This window comes from Microcoleus sp. K5-D4 (genome assembly GCF_036704575.1).
GTDB lineage: Bacteria > Cyanobacteriota > Cyanobacteriia > Cyanobacteriales > Microcoleaceae > Microcoleus.
This window is the reverse complement of the sequence record NZ_JAUBSD010000040.1, coordinates 1-17,402: the sequence shown is the minus strand read 5'-3', so window position 1 is coordinate 17,402 and position 17,402 is coordinate 1. Positions and strand designations below refer to the sequence as shown.

Sequence of the window (17,402 nt, the reverse complement as noted above, 5' to 3'; positions counted from 1 at the left end):
TGGATGAAGTATCAATTTATACTGTTTTAGTGCGGAAAACTCTTTCCATTAAAAAATTGCTTCAAAAATGTGGAAAATCCCTATTTGGGCGTAGATAAAGAGTGAGCGCATCCTCCTATTGGCAGAATATTTCCTTTGTATTGCACCAGTAGAAACTGATCTTGCGATAGACTGAGGAGAGCAGTTAAGCTTTTGTGCAAGAGACGCTCTTCGGGCGATCGGCATTGTCCAACTCCCACAAATCATCTGTTCGAGTCAGCCTTCTCACCAACTTAAGGTAGCGCATATGACACAGCAGCATCCGCCAGCTCCTCGCCCTCCCGTACCCGGAGCTCCCCCACCGCCAGGAATGCCCCGCCCTCCAGCTCCAGGGATGCCCCCCAGAGCAGCAGCAATGCCGCCCGCACCGCCGCCCGCACCAGCACCAGCACCAGCACCGCCGCCGCAATCCTTCGCCACACCTAAAAGCCCGAGCTTTAGCAGCGGCGGATCTCCGACTTTGAAAGAGCTAGTCCTCCGAGCCAAAGATGAAGGAGTATCCGACCTTCACCTCGGCGTAAACGAAGTGCCTCGCTTCCGCACGCGGGGCGAAATTGCCGACATCGGCTATCCACCAACAGATTTAGATACGTTTTTTGGCTGGTTGCGCGAGTGCATGAGCGATGAAGAAATTGAAATTTTCCAAAAAACCCTAGACTTTGACGGCGCTTTCGACTTCGGGTTCGTGCGGATTCGGATCAGTTGCATGGACTCCTTGGCCGGCCCGGCGATGGTGCTTCGGCTAATTCCTTCCAAAATAATGACACTGGAGGAATTGAAGCTGCCGGAGGTCTTTAAGAAAATATGCGGCTACCACAAAGGGCTGATTTTGGTGACGGGCCCGACAGGTTCTGGTAAGTCTACCACCTTGGCTGCGATGATCGATTACATCAATAAGAATAAAGCCTACAATATCATCACGATCGAAGACCCGGTAGAATTCGTACACGAAAGCAAAAAATCTTTGATCAAGCACCGGGAAGTCGGCAGGCACACGCTCAAGTTTATGAACGCTCTCAAAGGCGCTCTGCGGCAAGACCCGGACATGATGCTAGTAGGAGAAATTCGGGACAGAGAGACGGTGGAAATCGCCCTCAAAGCCTCTCAGACAGGTCACTTAGTTGCAGGAACCCTGCACACCAACAGTGCGATTAAAACCCTGAACCGGATTCTGGATATGTTCGGGCCCGAAGAACAGGAAGCCATACGGGTTTCCATTTCCGAATCCCTAGTGGCGATTATTGCTCAACTGCTGTGCAAAACCACAGACGGAAAGCGGGCTGCTTTCCACGACGTTTTGATCAATACCGACGTGGTTAAGGAATACATTCTGAAGGGCCAGAATGAGGAAATCAATCAAATTATGATCAAAGATACTTATGAAGGCATGACGACTATGAATAAGTCGCTCTACGGTCTTTATCAAGAAGGTCGGATTACTGAAGAACTTTGTGTAGAGAACTCGCCGTACCCGAACGAAATGGCTCAGATGCTCCGAGGTCGAGTCTAAAGGTCGAGTGTTAACAGTTAAAAGTTAACACTTAACTGTTAACTTTTAACTTTTATTGGTGTAGTGAATTGAAAGTCGATCGCCCCATTTTGCCGGATTTTTTCAAAGGAATTGCGCTGTTTACACCAGGGGGAGACTTAATCTATTGCATAGACCCCCGCAAGCAAACTCGGTGGCACTTGCAGTTGTGCGTAGCTCTACAGGAGATCCTCGGTTTGTCGGAACCCCCGCATTTTCTGATACCTTGCTACACGGCAACCGTTGACTGCTGGCTCGATCCAGGCGATCGGCAGGTGCGGCTTGCTGCCGAGGCTTACCCCCCCGTGCTGCGACATCAAACGCTGCTGAACGCCATTTTTGGGACTGGTGACTTAGTGTGGCATCCCCGGAGCGAAGAAATGTGCGAACCGATGGCGATTGCTACTTATCACGAACAATTCCCCGAACTTTGGGAAAATCACGACTTAGTTGTACAGTATGCGAGTCCCGAAGCTCGATCGGACTGGAGCAGTTCGATAGTAACTCCCTTGGGCTTTCCGCAATCCCAGCAGACTCGGCTGCCCAAACCAACAGCACTTACCCCACCGCCACAAACTCAAGGGTACGTTTTGCGTCTGTTTGTTTCCGGCAGCAACCCCAGCACTGAACGCACCCTGGAAACTTTACACCAGTTTTTAGAGAAATGCCTCGATCGTCCCTACACTTTAAAAGTAATTGATGTTTTGAAACATCCAGACCAAGCTGAGGCAGATCAGATTTCAGCAACTCCTACTTTGATTAAAATCTGGCCGAAACCGGTGCGACGAATAGTCGGTGAATTGAATGATGATGAAAAAATAGTGCGGCTGCTGAGCTATTCGGAATTTTAGATTGGGGCGAGGATTTTTGCGATTATTTAATACGGGCGATCGGGGTTTTAGTAGCGATGGAATTAACAACATTTAGTAATTCAGTCCTGGACGCAAAAAGTGGTTTGGCGTTCTACTTATATCGGTCAGGTGTTCTTCTCCCCTGTACCCTAAATATAAAGGTTCTGCATCCAGGACTGAATTGCTGTTGAGACACTACACTCGCCACGAATAATTAGGGTAACTTACTTTGCTGGAAAGTTGCGGTAAGGTGCGCCGAAGAGCACCCTACGTTACCACAATCAATCTGGCAATCAGGAGAATTGAAAACCGTGCCTGATGTCAAAAAGGTCGATCGGCTTAATCAGGAAGACAAACATCCGGAGCGCACAAACTGGGGAAATCCAAAGTTGTGACTTCCAGCGTATCCAACTCAACTCGCCGAATTACATGATTGTTCGTATCAGCAACAAACAAATGAGGCCCGATCGCACTCAACCCTGAAGGTTCAAAAAATTGAGCCTTGAGACCTTTAGCATCAACCAAACCTGCTTTACCATCTCCAATCATTGTTCTGCACGTACCGCCCCGGTGGTCGATCCGTTTAATTTTGTGATTGTAAGTATCAGCCACCCAGAGGTAATTTTGAGCGTATTCAACACCCAAACAGTGCTGCAATCTTACCTGATCGCCGCGACCATCTTTATCCCCAAAACCAAACAATTCACCGCTACCGCAAACAGTGCGAACCTTCGGGTCTTCATCTATACCCACAGCACGAATCGAACTAATTTCGCTGTCGGCAACAAACAACTCCGATCGATCCGTAGCGAGCCCGCTGGGCTGAGAAAAAGCTGATTCTGCAAGATTCCCGTCCACACAGGATTCTCGGCCAATACCCGCATAAGTGCCGATCGTGCCAGTGTCTAACTGCATTTCCCAAATTTGGTGGGAACCCGCCATTGCAATAAAAAGTCTATTTCCAACTCTTTCTAAATCCCAAGGCGAATTCAATTGCGTTTCTAAACCCTTGCCGCTGCGGGGTGAAATTTCGTGACTTTGTTCGCCGGTACCAGCAACAGTTTCCACCCGTTGAGTCGTAAAATCAATCTTTCTGAGAGCATGATTTTCCGTATCAGCAACATATAGAATTTGACTTTCTGCATCAAAAGCCATACCTTGAGGTGCAAAAAACTCAGCCTCTTCAAAGTCCCCATCAGTTAAACCCGGTTTGCCACTACCGATGACGTGCAGCACCTCACCTTCGAGGGTGCTGACAACAATCCTATTATGTCCTGAATCAGCAATAAATAAGCAAGAACCGACTAAGTTTTGTATGACTGAATTAGCAGGCCCGGGCAATACAGTTTCATCTACAGATTCATTTTCCTGACTCATTTCGCCCAAAAGCGCGACCTGTGGGTGAAGCTGTTTTGCCTCCGTTGCAGCGATCGCAAATGCCAGCACTTTACCGGGAAAAGCCAGCGGTGTTGATACAGGTTTGCGCTGTTTTTCTAAGCGAAAACTGAGTTGTTTAAAGTTAAGTGCATTTTTATCTTTGTATTCAGCAATTAACTTGCCAACTAACTCGTCAAGTGCTTCTCTATTGCCTTCGCCCGAAACAAAGCCGACGACATAACTTTCAGGATCGATCACCATTAAAGTCGGCCAAGCGCGAACCGCGTAGCTTTGCCAAACTTTCATGCCGCTGTCAACGATTACGGGATGTTCGATATCGTAGCGGAGGATAGCTTGGCGGATGTTTTCTACTTCTTTTTCGTTTTCAAATTTAGCCGAGTGAACGCCGATAACCGTGAGGGAATCTTTATATTTTTGTTCGAGGTATTTTAAGTCTGGGAGGACGTGCAAGCAGTTGATGCAGCAGTACGTCCAGAAGTCGAGGAGGACGACGCGCCCTTTTAAGGATTCAATGGATAAAGGTTTCTCGGTGTTTAACCAGGGGTAGTTTCCGGGGAATTCTGGTGCTCTGACGCGAGGCATGGCATCTCCTGGGTAGGATGTGAATGATTTTTTTACTTCTTTAATTTAGCGGGAAGTTTCCCGGCATGGGGAAAAAGCTGGTTAAACCTGGGCTTTTGGACACAGCCAAGATGCCATTGCCACCAGAGGGGAGTGAGTTCAGTGTTCATATAGCCACCTTGAATACTTTAGTCTGTAGCACTTTTGTATTCAAAACCTTACTATTTCTCTCTATGCAGCCTAGCAAACTAGACCAAACTTTAGGATTAGAAATACAACGTCGTCGCATAGAGAAACGTTGGTCCCAAGAATATCTGGCAGAAGTCACAGGTCTGCACAGAACCTATATCAGCCAGCTTGAGCGAGGGCTGAAAAGTCCATCTGTTAGAGTTCTTAGTCACATTACAAATGCTCTGGACATAACAATGGGTGAATTTTTACGAGTTGTAGAGGAACTCTTGAGTGCTGACGGAAAACGAGATTGAAAGATTGAGGCAAGCCATTATTGCTACCATTGCATCTCCAGTTATAGGCTCGATAGAGGATTATACTTGGGAACCTATTTTTCCTTAGACCTCTTGCAAAAGTCTCCAATAAGGGCAATAGTGAGGTGATTGAGAGGAAAAACTGATGACTTACGAACAAGTGCAAAGCTTAAAGCCAGAAGCCTTTAAGAAATTATGTGGCGTTGGGTCTACAACTTTTGCAGAAATGGTGTCAGTAAAGCGAACAACAGAAACGCAAGAAACGGAAACCCGGTCGTCCACCTAAACTGAGCTTAGAAGATCAGGTACTACTGGCATTACAATATTGACGAGAGTACCGTACCTACTTTCACATTAGACCTCTCCCATAATTCCAATCCCTTTCCCCGCTTGGTTTCTGGCGGACGGTTCCCGCAGGGACAGTCGGCCAGAAACCAACGCTTCCATAAGGGTTTCAACGGTCAAGCGATAAAAACTACCCAATTTGATGACCTAAATTTTACTGTTTTTTTTCAGCTTGTGGGGACTTTTATTGACACATAACGATCGCACCTATTCGCCATCTTACTAATCCACATACCACCAAAATTACTCTCGCGTAATTTTTTGCTCTTAAGCGAAATATTTCTGATGCTACTCTCCATATTTTTAGTAATCTAATTAGATGCTCGACAAAGATTCTTTTTTGAGCCTTTGACTTATTCGCTCTCTCTGCAAGCAGGAGTCAGAACTCCCTGACGATGTTTTTTATGAGTAGTATTAATTAATGGTCGAGTGCATAAGCTTTATCCCCTTGAAAGTTTTGTGAGGTTTCTCATGACGCTTGCTGCTTTCTCCAAATGTTTATGTCGGCTGTTTATCCGGTTTCTCCTACTACTACGTCAACCCTCTCTTTACCGGATGGCATGACTATTACCTGGTTCTTTTTAGTAGGTCTCTTTTGCTTGCCAGAGTAATTTTTTTTCTGCTCTTCATTGTCCGTAGGTCTTTGTATGGGCTGCTGGTAGCTATCTACTATCAACTCAAATTCTTTCAAAATTTCCCGCACCCATGCCCGAGCGGAATCATTTTTTTTTACTTGTTCTAACAATGAACCGGGTAATAACTCTCTTAAAATCTTTACTCAGTGGTGAAAAATATAATTAGCGTGGAGTACCCATGCCAAATTGTACCCCAAGTATTTGAAAAGTATAGCGGTTCTCAAAAAAGTGAGGTATGCCCTATGCCCACGGAGCCCTATGCCCTATGCCTTATGCCCTATGCCCAGTCGTACCTCATCTTTCGGAGAAAGGCTATAGGTAAGTTATGCAGGTACACTAATGTCAAAAGAATGTGGTCTGATCTCGTTAGTTTAGGAGAGCGACCGCTGCCAGGTTTGATGAGCCGAGTTTTCTGATTTTCTTGCTGTTTTTTGTGGCGGTCGTACAGGTTTTTTGCCTTGGTAATTAGTTCTATTAGTTGGTCGGACTCTATCCCCAACATTCTTTGAGTCTCGGATGGATGATTTTCCAGGTATTCTCGGAGTTTGCTCATCTTTTTGGGGTATAAAATTCCCTTATAATTTAAGAGCGATCGATCAACCATTTCTTTTTGGGAGATGTCTATTGCTCAAAGCGGGAACATCAATGAATCCACTGCGTTCCGGCAAGTGAGGCACGTAGAGAATACATTGATTCGTTCAGGTCGGTTTAGCTTACCCGGAAAGAAAGCACTGCCACAACCTGACTCAGTTTTAGGACTGGTTGTGGTCGATGTGGCCGAAAGTCCAGTCGAGCGTCAAAAAAAAAACGACAAGTGTTTTCGGGCAAAAAAAAGTATCACACCTTGAAGTCACAATTAGTGGTCAATCAAAAGACGGGAGCAATTATTTGCAGAGCTTCGTGGTAAAGGCAGAAGGCATTCCTTGTGACTATTCATTCTTCAGTAAAGTCAGGCTAGCCACTACAATTAAGCTTTGGCGTGACAAGGGTTATCAAGGAATTGGGAAACTTCTTGCCAATAGTCAGATCCCTACTAAAAAGCCCAAAAGCTCTAATTTATCTAAGGTTCGACGACAGGAAAACCGTACTCTGGCAAGCCAACGTATTGTCATTGAACACGTCAATCGGAAACTGAAAATTGTTCGGATTCTGTCGGAACGTTACCGAAATCGCCGACGTAGATTTGGTTTATGCTTCAACCTGATTGCAGGCATCTATAACTATGAACTTAACCTTTCATAATGACTTTTGCAAGAGGTCTATTGATTTAATCATCCACAGTGGCTCTAAGTCAAGCGAGAATAACCCATTCAGCTATGAACAACTGTCCGGAATATTGACTTTAAATCACGGAAAAGTATCTTAAACTCAGCTGCAGGTAAACTCGCGACCTTGGTTGTCTGTGAGAGCTTTTAGTGCTAATCTATTAGCACAATAAAAGGGGTCATGGTAAAGGACGACTTCAAATAATATATAAGTTAACAATTCTGCTCATCCGGGTCAGGAAGTCGATCTGTAGCCTCATTTTTGGAATCACAAGGTGAGATAAATGAAAATAATCAAGCAAACAGCAAGTGAATTAATAATTCAGACTCAAAGCATATTTGATTTTTGGTTGCCTAGTTGTTTATTCATAGCCTTTGGACTGTTCGGGCTGGCTTTTGATTATCATAAAGCAACCCTGAGCTGCCAGCGATTGCAGGCCAAACAAGGAAATTGTCAGTTGGTGCGATCGAATTTACTGGGGTCGAACATCAAAGAAATTGAGCTTGCTTCTTTGCAGGGAGCTAAAGTTCAAAGATGCGGCTATAAAACCAGAGTGGTACTTTTGACTTCTGTTGGCTATGTTCCTTTCACTGCTAACTCCACTAATTGGGGAAGCCAAGACGCTGTTGCTTCTGACATCAATTTTTTTGTTAAAAATGCCAAAGATCGATTGCTGCGCTTAAGCCAAGAAGATCGCTGGTTGGGATGGACAGGAGGCATATTTTTGCTTGCAGCAGCCGCAGTGATCGTCTTGAGAAATAATGAAACCTACAGCTTCGATGGAAATTTAAACACCTTGACTGTTAAACAGCAGGGTTTGTTTGCACGTAAAGTAATTGAATACTCTCTGTGCGAGATTTATGGCGTGGAAGTCGATCAAACCAAAGATCGGCAGAATGACACTTGGTACGAAGTCAGACTGTTAGTTTGTGGAGGATCTCGCATATCCCTGCCCAACACGATGAGTCCCTACGAGCAAGAAAAAATCGCCAAAGCGATTAACAACTATCTGCACGAGCAAAAATAACACAAAATAGCCGATCGCCATCAACCCGATTTCTCAAGCTTGCCGACTTACGCAGAAACCGGGTTTTTTACCAAAATTTCTCCTAGAGCGCGATCGCGCCCCTTATAAAAACCCCGTTTCTGTGGTATCGAATGCGAAACTCGCGGGGGGAAACTCATCATCTAAAAAGTGAACAATCGTTCACTTTTTAGGTTCTTTCAACTTCCAACCTGGTTTGACAACTTGCCGGGAACGGGCAATTACTAAACAATCATTCGGCACATCTTCTGTCACCACAGAACCCGCTGCTACAGTAACATCTTCCCCCAAAGCTATCGGTGCTACCAGCACGCTGTTAGAACCCGTTTTACTCCGATCGCCTATTTGAGTTTTGTGCTTGTTTTTTCCGTCATAATTCGCCGTAATTGTCCCAGCACCGATGTTGACTTTTTCTCCCAAAGTGGCGTCGCCTAGATAAGACAAGTGAGCAACATTAGTTCGATCTCCTATTTGAGTATTTTTCAATTCTACAAAATTGCCGACGCGGCAGTTCGCCCCAATTTCTGCGTGTCCCCGCAAGTGTGCGTAAGGGCCAATTCGCGAATTTTCGGCAACCATACTGTCAGAAACCACCGAATAAAGTACAGTCACATTTTCTGCAATTTGACTGTTTTCGATCAAACTGCCGGGGCCGATGCGACTCCCAGAGGCGATCGAAGTGTTTCCCCGCAAGTGAGTTTGCGGTTCAATTACCACATCCGGCTGCAACTCTACGGTATCGTCGATCGTGATGCTGTTGGGATCTAGCAGCGTCACTCCCGCCGTCATCCACTTGTCCTTGATCCGCGTTTGCAAAATATCGCAAGCTGTGGCTAAATGTTTGCGATCGTTAATTCCCAATATTTCTTGATAATCTTCCACATCCAGCGCCATTACCGGATTGAGGAAATTTACCGTATCAGTTAGGTAATATTCTTTTTGGTCATTATCTGCCTTCAATTCTGGCAAAATTTTCTCTAAATCCGGCCAATGAAAGCAGTAAACACCTGCATTAATGCGGTGATTTTGCTTTTGAGCTTGTGTGCAGTCGCGGTCTTCGACAATTTGCTGGACTAAGTTTTGACTGTCGGTAAATACTCGACCGTATCCTTGGGGATTCGGCAAATTAGCTGTCAATAAGGTAGCAGAGTTTTGGTGCTGTTTGTGAATTGCTATCAATTGTTTGATAGTTTCTGCCCTCAGCAAAGGTACATCCCCATTTAAGACCAGCAAGTCCCCTTGAAATCCCTCTAAGTGAGGCAGCAATTGTTGGATGGCGTGACCTGTTCCCAATTGTTCGGTTTGTTCTACAAATTCTAGGGGAGGAAGTTGAGAATTTTTCTCCGATATTTCTTGACATCTCATCAGCGATTCTTTAACGAGTTCGCCTCGATAACCGACGATGACAAGTCGCCTGGTAATTTGAATTTGTTGACAACTTTGGACGACTCGCTCAACTAGCGATCGACCGCCCAATTCGTGTAGAACTTTGGGTAAGTCAGATTTCATGCGTGTGCCGCGTCCAGCCGCTAAAATTGCTATTGCTACCATTGTGCGATCGAGTTATTTGCTATAAAAACTTGAATATTGACTCACTGATGATATCACTCGCTGCCGGCCGATGGCACTGCGATCGCACAAATTTTTCACCTAAAATTTCCCATCTCCCATCCGCGCGATCAAGAATTTTTCCAGCCGGATGCTGGTTTTAGGGGCGATGCTTGCAATATCTGGACTGGCGCGCCCGGTATCAAAAACCCGGTTGCAGCAACAGTATTTGGCGGCTGATCAAGACGACTTGCATTCCTCACTACAAACCTGAGTTCGTTTGGGAATAAGGACTGCGAGTCTTTTCCCAAGGGCTGGGAGGGGGAGCGAGAGTGATAATTTGCGTATTTGGGCTGGGATTTGCCACGATACATTATACTATTTGTTGAATTTCAGTTAGGGTGTTTTCAACTTTAAAAAAATTATTTCTGACTTTTTCATTAATTCTGCCTTCTATAGCAACCGCGCCCGAAGGTTAAGACGTTCTTAATTGCTGAAACATGAGCTATCATATTGCTTCTGACTTCTCTGCTAAATAACTAAAGCCTTCTGACTTCTTCCATCCGTTACATCTGTTACGTAATCCGTTACCGAACTTCCTTCTACCTTCTACCTTCTGCATTATCAGGTGTCCAGCTATGACAGAGCTTAATTTTCAGGAACTTGCCAAGCAGGGAAATCCGCAGGCCATCGCATCTTGGCTAAACAGCCAGTTGCAATCTGAAGGCATCACAGCCTCGGCGAATCTCGACGGCGACTGTTTGGATGTAATTCTTGAGGCCGAGCAGGTACCCATAGAAAATACATTAGTTGATTTTGTCCGCACCGATCTGACGAATTTGCAGCCGGATTCGATTCGTAAAGTGAAGGTTGAGGGCCGAGAAAACGGTCAGATTGCTGCTGCTTGGAGTCAAGAGTTTAGTTTGGAGAATAGCAATTTTGAACCACAGAGCTTTGGGGGAGAATCTGTGCCAAATACTGCGGTTGCTAATATGGACGATCGCACAGAGATGGAGAACAAATTTGAGGAGGAAAAACCGCCGGAACTTGCTGCATTTGAGAATCGACTGCGATCGACTTTCATTGTAGTCGGGCTAGTAACCGGTATGTTGGCGATCGCCGTGGTGGCGTTTGTCGGTAAAATTTTGAACCAGCCAGCAGCAACTGCGGGGGAGAATCCCGATGAAACAGCAAATTTAGCAACTGCACCAGATACTTTTCGAGAAGCCGTTAACAGCGCACTCAAAGCAGCAGAATTAGGCCGAGCGGCAAAAACAAAGGAAGATTGGACTACAGTTACCGATCGGTGGCAAGAAGCGGTCTCATTAATGAGAAGAGTACCAGTTTCTAGCCCCAACCATCAACTAGCTCAAGCAAAAGTAATCGAGTATCAGAAATATCTGCTTTACGCTCAAGAAGCAGCAGTAACTCCCCCTCTGCCAACTCCAACTCCCGCACCAGCCGAAAAATCACCTGCGGAAAAAGCAACTCCTAAAAAATCCAATTCGCCAAAAGAAACTTCGGAGAAAGCAACTACTAAAAAATCCAATTCTGAAAATAGAGCTTCAGAGAAAGCTACTTCTAAGAAATCTCCTCCCGACCAAGCAGAATCCGAGAAAAAATCTCCTTCTAGATAATGTTAAAATATAGATTTGAATAATTATGACTGACAACACTTTAATCGTTTCTCCTGAATGGTTAGCCACCAATACGGACAATCCGCAAGTTGTAATCATTGACTGTCGGTTTTCCCTGGCAGACCCTGAATTGGGACAAAAACAATATCAAGAAAGCCACATTCCCGGAGCTTTCTATTTAGATTTAAACCGCGATCTTGCGAGTTCAGTGGGCAAACACGGCGGTAGACATCCCCTACCAAATATTGAAGAATTAGCTGAGAAGCTGAGCGCGATCGGCATTAATTCACCAGAAACTTTAGTCGTCGCCTATGACGATTCGCGGCTGGCTTTTGCCGCTCGTTTGTGGTGGCTGCTGCGATATATGGGACACAGCAAAGTCGCTTTGTTAGACGGCGGTTTCAGCGGCTGGAAAGCGACGGGCTATCCGGTAACAAATATTTTGCCAGAACCCCGGGAGGGTAAATTTGTGACCCACTTGCAGCAGGATTTGGCGGTAGATATTGAGGCGGTAAAAGAGCGTAAAGACTTGCCGGGAAATGTTTTGGTTGATTCGCGAGAAAGCGAGAGATATGAAGGTTTGCGGGAGCCTATCGACCCCATTGCAGGTCACATTCCGGGTGCGGTTAACTATCCTTGGCAAGGGGTGACTGATGAAACTGGAAAATTGCGATCGGCATCCGAACAAAAACAGCGGTGGACGGAATTAGAAAAAGCCGAAGAAATTATTGTTTATTGCGGTTCCGGGGTGACGGCTTGCGTTAATTTACTGTCTTTAGAAATCGCCGGAATTCCCGATGCTAAACTTTATGTCGGTAGCTGGAGCGACTGGTGTTCTTATCAGTTGTAGGGCCCAAGAGCAAGATGATTGTTGACTGTTGGGTGTGAGTTGTAGGGTAGCGGGCATTGATGTCAACTTAACGTTCAACCCTCAGTCCGGCAGCGGTTGAAACAAGAGCCTCAAAGCGAAACTCCTCGCTATTAGGACTAATAAGTTCTTCAGTCCTCTTTGAGAGGACTTTAGCTATGAGACAGGGAATTCATTCCCTGGCGGACTGTTGGGTGAGCGGAAGGAGTGCCGAACTAAAAGCTTAAGTTGACACTAATAGGTAACTGGGAATCACTTCGGCGGACATCAATGTCGTCGTAGGGTCGCTGCACCTTACGGCGAATTAAATAATACCCTAAAAATCAAAATAAATATAAGGCAAACCCCCTTCGGGAGCCAACACCCAAACCGCATACAAACAAAGCGGCACTAACACCAATTTCAGCGGCCAATTTAACTCCAATTTCAAACCCCGACTCAACGCATAATTCCCCAGCATCGCCGCAGCCAAAGCCGCCAACATCCAAGTTAAATGCACTCTTTCCAAACCCAAAGCTTCGCCATAAACTTTCTCAGCAAACTGCACGTCAGCAGCGTGTCCCCACAAATGCGAAATCGCCCATCCAGAATCCTTTAAATCTGGAAGTCGGAAAAATATCCAACTACCAAAAACCATCGCCTGAGTCAACAGCCAACCGATCGCAATACCGATCGGATTTTCCCACAAAAACTCGATCCGCAACCGCTTAAACAGCACATCAGTCAGCCTGTGAACCGCCAAAGCTAAACCGTGTAAACCCCCCCACACAATAAATCCCCAAGCTGCCCCGTGCCAAATTCCCGCAATTAACATGACGATCGCCAAATTCAGACAAGTGCGCCACAAACCGACTCGCGAACCGCCCAAAGGAAAATACAAATAATTGCGTAGCCAATCGCCTAAAGTCATGTGCCAGCGTCGCCAAAAATCAGCTATGCTGGCACTAAAATAAGGAAAATCAAAATTTGGTGGCAAATACCAACCCAGCAGCAAAGCAGTACCCCGCGCCATGTCAACATAGCCACTAAAATCGAGATAAAGTTGCAGCCCGTAAGCAAAAATAGCCAGCCACAAATCCTCGCTACCCGCCCGCTGCAAGTTGGTAAAACTTAAATCGACATAAATTCCTAAGTTATCTGCGAAAAGACCTTTTTTTACTGCACCAAAGGCGATCGTCCAAAGTCCCTCAGAAATGCGATCTGGCGTCGGAAATTGCTGGGTTTTCAGTTGATAGATCAAGTTGTGATACCGAGTAATCGGGCCAGAAATCAGCTTGGGAAAAAACAGCTTGTAAGCAGCAAAGTGCAGCAGCGAAGTAGCAGCAGGCGCGCCTCGGTACACGTCAATCAAATAAGCAATGCACTCAAAGCAAAAGAAACTCAATCCCAAAGGTGCGATGACGTGACTTTTCACCCAGTCAGCCCCGTCGATAGCTAAAGGCCAATTGAACAAAGTGCCGATCGAACTCAATAAAAAAGGCACATACTTAAAGCCCAGAAGCAGCAAAACATTCAGGCAGATGCCTATCCACAGCAGCAACAAACGGCGGCGGTTCCAAGATTCATTAGCAATCCGCCAATCCAGAGGTTCCCCAATCGCCATTGCCAAGCAGTAATTAAACAAAGCACCAACTAACAGCAGAGGAATGTACCAAATTTGCAGCGAAGCGTAAAAAATCAAACTACCTGCCAACATGATGAACAGCCGCCACCACCGCAGCGGAACCAACCAGTAAGCCGCGAACAAAACTAACAGAAACAGCGCATATTGAAGGGAGATGAAAGTCATACCATTTTAGATTTGAGATTTTAGAATTGAGAATGGCTTATTTTGTATGGGTTTGAATTACGCGCCTACAGTTGCATTCTTTTTATTAATCGAAACTTTGCTAAGAACGAGATTTATCATGGATTTTAGCCGATCGCCGACACGAAAACAGGCCCTCGGTAAGTCCCTACTATATAGTCGGCAACTGAGAACTGCTACATTTTACAGCACAAAGGTTAAATTCTGTTGCCAATTAAATAAATCTTGCCTGCTATAAATTACCTCTCTTATGAACAATATAAATTTTGGTGAAAAAATATAATTACGTTCGCAGCATCCGACTTCAGTTCTCAAAAGCTATAATTCCTGATATCGTTTCCCTTCGCATCGGAATAATATTTTGCACCGTGCAGGTCTAGCATCCCGCACAGCAAAAAAGTGATGTAACCCAAAATGTTTTGAATTCATCACGATAGCAGGTATTTGACAAGTAGTTCGATCGCATTTCAACCCTTCTCCAACCTCAAATTCGGTCAGAGTCAGTATCATAATGTCGATAAAAATTGCTGGCGGTTGCTCAAAGAGCCGCCGATCGCAAATTTGCAGCACCGTGGGTGTTTATATCGCAGTACAATGAATTTCTGCCAGCAAGTTTTTCAGCAAATACCGAAAAACTATCTTCATCCTCCCCACTCAAAACTTTGGCTGCTGAATCCGCCGCTGGCGATCGCCCGGAACCCCGCAAGCTACGAGAATTTGCGCTTGCCAGCGATATTTCATCTCCCTTAGCAGCCGACATTTCCAAAGGGTTTTCTTCCTCTCCAGGATACAGAATCGGCAGTGTGACCAAAAAAGTCGAACCAACTCCGGGTGAACTTGTGATTTCAATGCTTCCCCCTAGAAATTCCGCCAGTTTTTTGCATAGAGACAATCCCAATCCGGTGCCTCTGACGCCATTCTGCAAGGGATTTTCTATTTGGACAAATTCTTCAAAAATCCGCCTTTGGTCGCGTGGAGAAATGCCAATGCCCGTATCTGCCACTGAAAAAGTAACTGTTCCCTCCTCTCCTATTTCCGCAGCAACTCGAACTTCACCTGCTTCAGTAAATTTGAGGGCATTAGAAATCAGATTTCGCAAAATCTGAGAAACTTTTCCCTCGTCGGTGGTGAGGATTGGAAGTTCGAGAGGTTCTTCAAAAATTAGAGAAACGGCAGAGTTTTGGGGAAGCAGGGGGCGCATCATTCCTCGCAGGGCGCTGAACAAATCTTCGACTTCAAAATCAGCCAAGCGAACAGTTAGTTTTCCGGCTTCGACTTTGGCTAAATCTAACGAGTCGTTGACAAGTTCTGCGAGAGACTCAGCAGATTTGTAAATGTAATTTACTTGCTTGTCCTGTTCGTCTGAAAGTTCTCCGTCGAGGCGATTTAACAATATTTCGGAAAGGCTCATAATTGCCGTTAGCGGAGTGCGAAACTCGTGGCTCATATTGGAGAGAAAGCTGGTTTTGAGTTCGCTGGCGCGCCGGAGAGATTCGGCTTTGTCGTTCAATTCAGCGTAAAGTGCCAGGACTCCGCGATTGGTATCTTCTAGTTGTTGATTTAATTGTACGAGCTCTTCTTGACGCTGGCGGAGTTCGTCTAAAGTGCGTAGTAATTCTTGATTTTGCTGCTGAATTTCGGCATAGGGATCTTCGGGAATTTGGCGCGCTAGTTTGTCAACTAATTGATTTAGTTCGATCGCACTCAGCGCAGGCATATTTTTGGAAAACTGCTTAACTAATTGTACAGCCGTTCCGCGATCGGGCTGAGAGTCGATTTTCACTTCGTCCATCAACCGTTTCGCTGCGGCTAAACCAAGTCCCGCGCCGGTTTGCGATCGAAAATTGGGGCTTAACACAGCCGGTAAATCAGCAATTCCCGGCCCCGTGTCTGAAATCCTAGTCCGAAAAATTTGGGGCGATTCCCCTTCCACAATGAATTCTACTTTGCCACCGCCTGCATATTTGAAAGCATTGCGGGCAATTTCGGAAACTGCTGTGGCGATGCGGGTTTGTACTTGGGAATCGAATCCCAGCCCTTTAGCAATTTGGCGAGCTCTTTGGCGTACTTGTACGATGTCTTGTTCAAAGCGGACTTCCGTCGTCAGGATTGGGTAACTCACGCTGCTTCTCTCATCTTGGCTACTATAACTGTCATGTCATCGCGAGTGCGTTTGAAGTCCCGGTAGAGCACGGCTGCGATTAAAGCAGGATGCCTGGAGGCTAAACCCGGGTAGCGGTTTAAATTCCACTGCGCCGCCAAACCGTCGGAGTGCATGATGAGTAGGGACTGCTGCGACCAAGGATAGACAAATTCTGCTACTTTTCGCATCATATGTCCAACTGTGCCGTTGTAGGAAACCATGCTGCGGTTTTGGTTATCTGTGACAACTACACCGCTGATGTTGCCAATTCCGGCAAAACAAATTGTTTGTTGGGTAGGATCTATTTGGGCGATCGCCGCAGCCGCTCCTCTGGTATTTTTTAAAGCAGCGTGCGCCTTCTCTAAAATTGCTTTCGGCCCGAGTTTGGCGTTTTCTTGAAATACCCGCACTGCTTCGCGAGACGCTTCCTCTGCCAAATCCCCGTAGCCGAGCCCGTCAGCAACTAAAATCAGGTTTTTGTCAAGGTGATTTTCCGCAGCCCAGGAATCCCCGCAAATTTGCTCTCCTACTTTGGGCAAGTGGATGACCCCAAATTCCAAGTAATTGCTGTTTTGGAAGGCTTCCCGGCTATTTTGGGTCGGTTCCAGCCGCGCTAATATGGCTGTCCCGAGTTTTGGTACAGAATGAATATCAAAAAAAGTAGAGAGGCGTTTAATTGCCCCCAATCCAGTTCCAGGGCTTCCCGCTGTAGAAAAACCGTCCCGCAGACACAACGCGACATTTGCCATGCCCTGCCCCCGGTCTAGCGCTACTATTTCAATGCTATATCCTGCCGCTGTTTTGAATGTTCGCAGCAAAATTTCTCCTTCGCGGGCGTGCTTGACCACGTTTTTTGCTGCTTCGGTGGTAACAATTGCCACTTTACCGCGATCGGTATCGTTAAATTCGACTTCGGCCGCCAGGGCGACTGCGATTCGCCGCGCTTCTCCGACTTGACTTTCTTCTGTTACGGGCAAGGCTACGGCATCTATCATTTTTTATCAGTTCTCATAATGAAATCCTCCATACGCCAACCCTCTCCGGGTATGGTGTGGGATTCCAAGAATCACTTCTTGGCTTTGCTGGTTACTCTTTATACCAATTTAAAAAATAATACAACTATACGCAAGCTCCAAACCCCGATCGTCCTCACTCATTCCCAATGCTTTAATAGACCTCTTGCGAAAGTGCGAGCGCTCTAGTAAAATAAAAGAAAAAATTAGCTGAATAATATGAATTACGAACA

The 17,402-nt window shown here is 45.8% G+C and carries 16 protein-coding genes; 8 read left to right on the top strand and 8 right to left on the bottom strand.

The genetic code is table 11. The features are described 5' to 3' along the window. Positions 1-286 precede the first annotated feature (286 nt). Positions 287-1,549, top strand: a complete 1,263-nt coding sequence (locus tag QUA77_RS14500) for a type IV pilus twitching motility protein PilT (protein WP_333040055.1) — start codon at positions 287-289, stop codon at positions 1,547-1,549. 68 nt (positions 1,550-1,617) lie between these two features. After that, on the top strand, positions 1,618-2,418 hold the full coding sequence (locus tag QUA77_RS14495; protein ID WP_333040053.1) for a circadian clock KaiB family protein: 801 nt from the start codon (positions 1,618-1,620) through the stop codon (positions 2,416-2,418). A 339-nt stretch (positions 2,419-2,757) separates the two neighbouring features. On the opposite strand, the gene QUA77_RS14490 is transcribed toward QUA77_RS14495, so the two are convergent. After that, a complete protein-coding gene (locus tag QUA77_RS14490) occupies positions 2,758-4,398 on the bottom strand; it encodes a thioredoxin-like domain-containing protein (protein WP_333040051.1) in 1,641 nt (546 codons plus the stop codon). A 65-nt stretch (positions 4,399-4,463) separates the two neighbouring features. On the opposite strand from QUA77_RS14490, the gene QUA77_RS14485 reads away from it, so the two are divergent. After that, positions 4,464-4,862, top strand: a complete 399-nt coding sequence (locus QUA77_RS14485) for a helix-turn-helix transcriptional regulator (RefSeq protein ID WP_333450780.1) — start codon at positions 4,464-4,466, stop codon at positions 4,860-4,862. Between the two features lie 145 nt (positions 4,863-5,007). Next, positions 5,008-5,148 carry a hypothetical protein gene (locus QUA77_RS14480; RefSeq protein ID WP_333450778.1) on the top strand — a complete coding sequence of 47 codons (141 nt, stop codon included), beginning with the start codon at positions 5,008-5,010 and terminating at the stop codon, positions 5,146-5,148. Between the two features lie 243 nt (positions 5,149-5,391). Here the strand turns inward: QUA77_RS14480 and QUA77_RS14475 are convergent, their stop codons facing one another. The 3 genes from QUA77_RS14475 to QUA77_RS14465 all read right to left on the bottom strand — a co-directional run bounded on the left by QUA77_RS14475 (position 5,392) and on the right by QUA77_RS14465 (position 6,395). Further along, the gene (locus QUA77_RS14475; RefSeq protein ID WP_333450819.1) at positions 5,392-5,583 is read right to left on the bottom strand and encodes a transposase family protein; all 192 of its coding nucleotides are present in this window, start codon (positions 5,581-5,583) and stop codon (positions 5,392-5,394) included. 135 nt (positions 5,584-5,718) lie between these two features. Then, positions 5,719-5,952: a transposase family protein gene (locus QUA77_RS14470; protein WP_333450776.1), complete on the bottom strand. Its 234-nt coding sequence runs from the start codon at positions 5,950-5,952 to the stop codon at positions 5,719-5,721. A gap of 167 nt (positions 5,953-6,119) precedes the next feature. After that, on the bottom strand, positions 6,120-6,395 hold the full coding sequence (locus QUA77_RS14465) for a hypothetical protein (protein WP_333450774.1): 276 nt from the start codon (positions 6,393-6,395) through the stop codon (positions 6,120-6,122). A 218-nt stretch (positions 6,396-6,613) separates the two neighbouring features. On the opposite strand from QUA77_RS14465, the gene QUA77_RS14460 reads away from it, so the two are divergent. Together QUA77_RS14460 and QUA77_RS14455 are read left to right on the top strand one after the other, a co-directional pair. After that, positions 6,614-7,084 (top strand): transposase family protein, encoded by a 471-nt coding sequence (locus tag QUA77_RS14460; RefSeq protein ID WP_333450772.1) that lies wholly within the window; start codon positions 6,614-6,616, stop codon positions 7,082-7,084. Positions 7,085-7,391: 307 nt separating this feature from the next. Next, on the top strand, positions 7,392-8,135 hold the full coding sequence (locus tag QUA77_RS14455) for a hypothetical protein (protein WP_333450771.1): 744 nt from the start codon (positions 7,392-7,394) through the stop codon (positions 8,133-8,135). Positions 8,136-8,315: 180 nt separating this feature from the next. Here the strand turns inward: QUA77_RS14455 and glmU are convergent, their stop codons facing one another. After that, positions 8,316-9,704, bottom strand: coding sequence for a bifunctional UDP-N-acetylglucosamine diphosphorylase/glucosamine-1-phosphate N-acetyltransferase GlmU (gene glmU, locus QUA77_RS14450; protein WP_333450769.1), 1,389 nt, complete (start codon positions 9,702-9,704; stop codon positions 8,316-8,318). 635 nt (positions 9,705-10,339) lie between these two features. Here glmU and QUA77_RS14445 point away from each other — a divergent pair. Both QUA77_RS14445 and QUA77_RS14440 read left to right on the top strand, forming a co-directional pair. Then, the gene (locus QUA77_RS14445) at positions 10,340-11,338 is read left to right on the top strand and encodes a hypothetical protein (protein WP_333450767.1); all 999 of its coding nucleotides are present in this window, start codon (positions 10,340-10,342) and stop codon (positions 11,336-11,338) included. A gap of 25 nt (positions 11,339-11,363) precedes the next feature. Then, positions 11,364-12,188 (top strand): sulfurtransferase, encoded by an 825-nt coding sequence (locus QUA77_RS14440; RefSeq protein ID WP_333450765.1) that lies wholly within the window; start codon positions 11,364-11,366, stop codon positions 12,186-12,188. A 334-nt stretch (positions 12,189-12,522) separates the two neighbouring features. Here QUA77_RS14440 and QUA77_RS14435 read toward each other — a convergent pair whose 3' ends face one another. The 3 genes from QUA77_RS14435 to QUA77_RS14425 all read right to left on the bottom strand — a co-directional run bounded on the left by QUA77_RS14435 (position 12,523) and on the right by QUA77_RS14425 (position 17,151). Beyond that, on the bottom strand, positions 12,523-13,995 hold the full coding sequence (locus tag QUA77_RS14435) for an MBOAT family protein (RefSeq protein ID WP_333450763.1): 1,473 nt from the start codon (positions 13,993-13,995) through the stop codon (positions 12,523-12,525). A gap of 556 nt (positions 13,996-14,551) precedes the next feature. After that, positions 14,552-16,135, bottom strand: coding sequence for an ATP-binding protein (locus tag QUA77_RS14430; RefSeq protein ID WP_333450762.1), 1,584 nt, complete (start codon positions 16,133-16,135; stop codon positions 14,552-14,554). Continuing rightward, positions 16,132-17,151, bottom strand: coding sequence for an ATP-binding SpoIIE family protein phosphatase (locus QUA77_RS14425; protein ID WP_333040034.1), 1,020 nt, complete (start codon positions 17,149-17,151; stop codon positions 16,132-16,134). Before QUA77_RS14425 ends, QUA77_RS14430 begins: the two co-directional genes overlap by 4 nt. Positions 17,152-17,402: the final 251 nt, after the last annotated feature.

What these genes read in the sequence shown, in the direction of transcription:
- QUA77_RS14485 (WP_333450780.1), top strand. Translation starts at nt 4,464, where the DNA reads ATGGGGAAAAAGCTGGTTAAACCTGGGCTTTTGGACACAGCCAAGATG.
- QUA77_RS14435 (WP_333450763.1), bottom strand. Translation starts at nt 13,995, where the DNA reads ATGACTTTCATCTCCCTTCAATATGCGCTGTTTCTGTTAGTTTTGTTC.
- QUA77_RS14440 (WP_333450765.1), top strand. Translation starts at nt 11,364, where the DNA reads ATGACTGACAACACTTTAATCGTTTCTCCTGAATGGTTAGCCACCAAT.
- QUA77_RS14455 (WP_333450771.1), top strand. Translation starts at nt 7,392, where the DNA reads ATGAAAATAATCAAGCAAACAGCAAGTGAATTAATAATTCAGACTCAA.
- QUA77_RS14425 (WP_333040034.1), bottom strand. Translation starts at nt 17,151, where the DNA reads ATGATAGATGCCGTAGCCTTGCCCGTAACAGAAGAAAGTCAAGTCGGA.
- QUA77_RS14465 (WP_333450774.1), bottom strand. Translation starts at nt 6,395, where the DNA reads ATGAGCAAACTCCGAGAATACCTGGAAAATCATCCATCCGAGACTCAA.
- QUA77_RS14460 (WP_333450772.1), top strand. Translation starts at nt 6,614, where the DNA reads ATGTGGCCGAAAGTCCAGTCGAGCGTCAAAAAAAAAACGACAAGTGTT.
- QUA77_RS14445 (WP_333450767.1), top strand. Translation starts at nt 10,340, where the DNA reads ATGACAGAGCTTAATTTTCAGGAACTTGCCAAGCAGGGAAATCCGCAG.
- QUA77_RS14490 (WP_333040051.1), bottom strand. Translation starts at nt 4,398, where the DNA reads ATGCCTCGCGTCAGAGCACCAGAATTCCCCGGAAACTACCCCTGGTTA.
- QUA77_RS14480 (WP_333450778.1), top strand. Translation starts at nt 5,008, where the DNA reads ATGACTTACGAACAAGTGCAAAGCTTAAAGCCAGAAGCCTTTAAGAAA.
- glmU (WP_333450769.1), bottom strand. Translation starts at nt 9,704, where the DNA reads ATGGTAGCAATAGCAATTTTAGCGGCTGGACGCGGCACACGCATGAAA.
- QUA77_RS14500 (WP_333040055.1), top strand. Translation starts at nt 287, where the DNA reads ATGACACAGCAGCATCCGCCAGCTCCTCGCCCTCCCGTACCCGGAGCT.